This window comes from Thiohalorhabdus sp. (assembly GCF_036628635.1).
Taxonomy (GTDB): Bacteria; Pseudomonadota; Gammaproteobacteria; order Thiohalorhabdales; family Thiohalorhabdaceae; genus Thiohalorhabdus.
Map to the genome: position 1 here is coordinate 1 of NZ_JAZKRM010000110.1, position 3,166 is coordinate 3,166.

At 66.6% G+C, this 3,166-nt stretch carries 7 protein-coding genes; 3 read left to right on the plus strand and 4 right to left on the minus strand.

The window, feature by feature from the left end:
* The first annotated feature begins 296 nt into the window (after nt 1-296).
* A complete protein-coding gene (gene relB, locus V5A19_RS14115; RefSeq protein WP_332319906.1) occupies nt 297-524 on the plus strand; it encodes a type II toxin-antitoxin system RelB family antitoxin in 228 nt (75 codons plus the stop codon).
* Nucleotides 508-663 (plus strand): type II toxin-antitoxin system RelE family toxin, encoded by a 156-nt coding sequence (locus tag V5A19_RS14120; protein WP_332319907.1) that lies wholly within the window; start codon nt 508-510, stop codon nt 661-663. Before relB ends, V5A19_RS14120 begins: the two co-directional genes overlap by 17 nt.
* Nucleotides 664-794: 131 nt before the next feature.
* Here the strand turns inward: V5A19_RS14120 and V5A19_RS14125 are convergent, their stop codons facing one another.
* The 4 genes from V5A19_RS14125 to V5A19_RS14140 all read right to left on the minus strand — a co-directional run bounded on the left by V5A19_RS14125 (nt 795) and on the right by V5A19_RS14140 (nt 2,024).
* Entirely contained in the window at nt 795-959 is a 165-nt protein-coding gene (locus tag V5A19_RS14125) for a hypothetical protein (protein WP_332319908.1), read from the minus strand.
* Nucleotides 960-1,128: 169 nt separating this feature from the next.
* Nucleotides 1,129-1,398, minus strand: coding sequence for a BrnA antitoxin family protein (locus V5A19_RS14130; RefSeq protein WP_332319909.1), 270 nt, complete (start codon nt 1,396-1,398; stop codon nt 1,129-1,131).
* On the minus strand, nt 1,398-1,793 hold the full coding sequence (locus V5A19_RS14135; RefSeq protein WP_332319910.1) for a type II toxin-antitoxin system VapC family toxin: 396 nt from the start codon (nt 1,791-1,793) through the stop codon (nt 1,398-1,400). Before V5A19_RS14135 ends, V5A19_RS14130 begins: the two co-directional genes overlap by 1 nt.
* A complete protein-coding gene (locus tag V5A19_RS14140; protein WP_332319911.1) occupies nt 1,794-2,024 on the minus strand; it encodes a hypothetical protein in 231 nt (76 codons plus the stop codon).
* 372 nt (nt 2,025-2,396) lie between these two features.
* On the opposite strand from V5A19_RS14140, the gene V5A19_RS14145 reads away from it, so the two are divergent.
* Nucleotides 2,397-3,166, plus strand: a 770-nt coding sequence (locus V5A19_RS14145) for a TlpA family protein disulfide reductase (protein WP_332319912.1), incomplete at its 3' end; no start/stop codon positions are given.

A 3,166-nucleotide genomic window follows, 5' to 3' on the forward strand; every position in this document is an offset into this window, starting at 1 on the left:
CCGGTGGTTTATCGGTGGGTGGTGGCGTGGCGACTGCGTAATAGCTAAGGCGGGCAACGGCGCTTGTCTGATATTGGCTATCCGGTTCGGTCCGAAAAGTTGCCGGAATTCAGTCTCGATTCCTGTAGGAGCGGCCATTGGCCGCGACAGGAAAGGCTTGCGATCCCAGTCGGGACTGGTAGCCCCTCCCACAAGCACCCTCCCTGAGGGAGGCGGTTGGGTAGTTTTGTGATTGCCGAGCCTTGGAACCGGGGTTATGCCGTGGTATCCAAGAAAGGGCACAGAGGAGCGCCACCATGTCCTTCCACCCTCGCCTAGATGACCGTCTGGAAGCCGAACTGATGCGGCTGGCCAAGGAAACCGGAAAGGATCCGGGGGAGTTGCTGAATCAGGCCGTGCTGGCCTATCTCGAGGACCTGGAGGACATCCGGGACGCCGAGGCCGTCCTGGAGCGGGTTCGAGCCGGGGAAGAAGCGGTCCGTTCCCCCGAGGAAGTGAAGCGGCGGCTTGGCCTGGACCTATAGGCTCACCGCGACCGCCGAGAAGACCCTCCGCAAGCTGGATCCACCCCAGCAGCGCCGCATATTTCGGTTCCTGGAGGAGCGCATACAGGGCGCCCAGGACCCCCGAGCCGAAGGCAAGGCATTGAAAGGCCAGCATTAGAAGGCCGTTGAAAAACGTCGCGAGGAAGGCCAGATGCAAGGCGCACACCGCGCAGCGACCGAGGCATATCAAGCAGATAGGTGAGGGAGCGAGCAGTGCGCAACGCCGCAGATGGCCTCCGCAGCAGTTTTTCAACGGCCTGTTAGGGCCTGTGGCGCTTCCGCGTTGCGGACTACCGCATCGTCACCGATCTCCAGGACGAAGTGGCCGTGGTGCTCGTCCTGAAGGTAGCCCACCGGCGGGAGGCTTACGAGGGCTGAAAGTGGCCTCAGGCCCTCTGCCACTTCCTTCCTCATGATCAACCAAGGCACCGGCTGGCAGGCCATGAAGCGCATCGCCGGGCCCATGGTCGGGGTTTGGTGATCACCGCCATCCTGACGCTGATCGTGATCCGGGTGATCGATCGATGGGTGGCGGGGTGGCACGCCTGTAGGGAATGAAGGCGGGGAGCCGGGACGGGACCGATCAGTCCCGGCTTCGCTCCACGTCTTCCGCCAGCCAGGCCTTGATCAGGGATTGATAGGGCATATCCCGCCTGTGGGCCTCGATTTTGATCCGCTCCAGGAGCCCTTCCGGAAGCCGGAGGGAGATGGTCTTGGTGGAGGGCTTCAGATTGGGGAAGGCGGCGGGCTGGGCCCGCTCCCAATCCACGTAGTCCGTGGAATCCTGGCTCTCCCAGAACGCCCGCTCTTCGGCCTCCGACTCGAATTCGGGGGGCGTTTTACGCTCGCTCATTAGCCGTACCAGTCCTCTACGGATAGGCGGTCGATGCGGGCGAATTCGGCGGTGTTCCGGGTAACCAGCGTGGCGTCATGGGCTGCGGCGGTTCCCGCGATGAGGGTGTCGAGCGGCCCGATGGGCCGGCCGATGGCTTCCAGCTCGGCCCGGATGGCGGCGGCTTCAGAAGCCGCCTCCCGGTGGAAGGGGAGGAGGGTCACGGTGTCGACCAGCTCCCCAAGCTGCTCGACTCGGCGCTCCGGGGAGGTGGACTTGGCGATACCCACTTCCAGCTCGTAAACCACCAAGGTCGGGATGGCGATGCGAGTGGGCGGCTGGGCCAGCAGTCGTTCAGCAACTCGGCCCTCGCCCTTGAAGAAGTAGATCAGGATGTTGGTGTCGAGGGCGAACACCTAGAGCGGCTCCCGCGGAATATCTTCGCCCGGCCCTTCGCGGAGCTCCTCGGCCTCGGGGAGATCCGGCCACGCGCCGGCCAGCCGGCGCACGGACGGCGGCCACTCGGTGCGCATCTCCGCCTTGATCAGCCGGCCGATCCAGCGGCTTACCGGCACCCCCTCGCCCTCGGCCGCCGAGCGGAGCCGGCGTTCGGTATCGTCGTCCAGGTAGATGGTTATCTGGCCCATGGCAGCACCCTCCTTGCACATATAAGACAATTTATATGAGGTCGGGTGCGCCAGGCAATGGCCATTTCTGGCCAGCTCAGGCGAGTCCCGCGTCCCAGGTTTTATGACGCTGATTGCGATCCTAGGGCCGGCTCCAGCCGGCCCACACATTCGCTAACAATCAGGGCGTTGAAAAACGTCGCGAGGAAGGCCAGATGCAAGGCGCACACCGCCACTCCGTTTCGCCGATCTAACCGAACTGGCGGCGGCGCTTTAGCGGCGACCGCGCAGTGACCGAGGCATATCAACTAGATAGGTGAGGGAGCGAGCCGTGCGCAACGCAGCAGATGGCCTCCGCAGCAGTTTTTCAACGGCCTGATAAGAGGTAGACCGATGGTTTCGATCGGGATTGGTCCCCTGGCGTTCTCGGTGGGGCAGGTCCTGCTGGGCCTGGCCGTCGCCGCGGCCCTGCTCGCGGCGGCGTTGACCGCGCGCGACCGGGACCAGCGCGCCGGCCACCTGATCATCAACGCCGTGCTGATCGGCGGGGTGGCCGCGCGCGTAGCCTTCGTCGCCGCCTATCACGCCCAGTACCGGGGCGACTGGCTGGGGGCGCTGGACATCCGCGACGGCGGCTTTCTGCCCCTGGCCGGGGTGCTGGCGGCGGCCGCCTACCTGGCCTGGTGGCTCCGGCGCGCCCCCGCCCGGCGCCGCCCCCTGGCCACCGGCGTGGCCGTGGGCGCCCTGGTCTGGGGCGTCACCGCCGGCAGCATCGCCCTCATGGCGGGCACCGGCCGGGACCTGCCGCAGGCCCGCCTGGCCACCCTGGAAGGCGCCCCGGCCCAGCTCGCCGACTACCGGGGCCGGCCCCTGGTGGTGAACCTGTGGGCCTCCTGGTGCCCGCCGTGCCGCCGCGAGATGCCCGTGCTGGAAGCGGCCCAGCAGCGCCATGAGGGCATCACCTTCGTGTTCGTCAACCAGGGCGAGGACCCGGCGACCATCCGCGCCTACCTGGAAAGCGAAGGGCTGGATCTGGCCAACGTCCTCGCCGACCGCAGCCGGACCGTGGCGACCCAGGTGGGGTCCGACGGCCTGCCCACCACCCTGTTCTACAACGCCGAGGGCCGCCTGGTGGACAGCCACATGGGGGCGCTGTCGCGGGC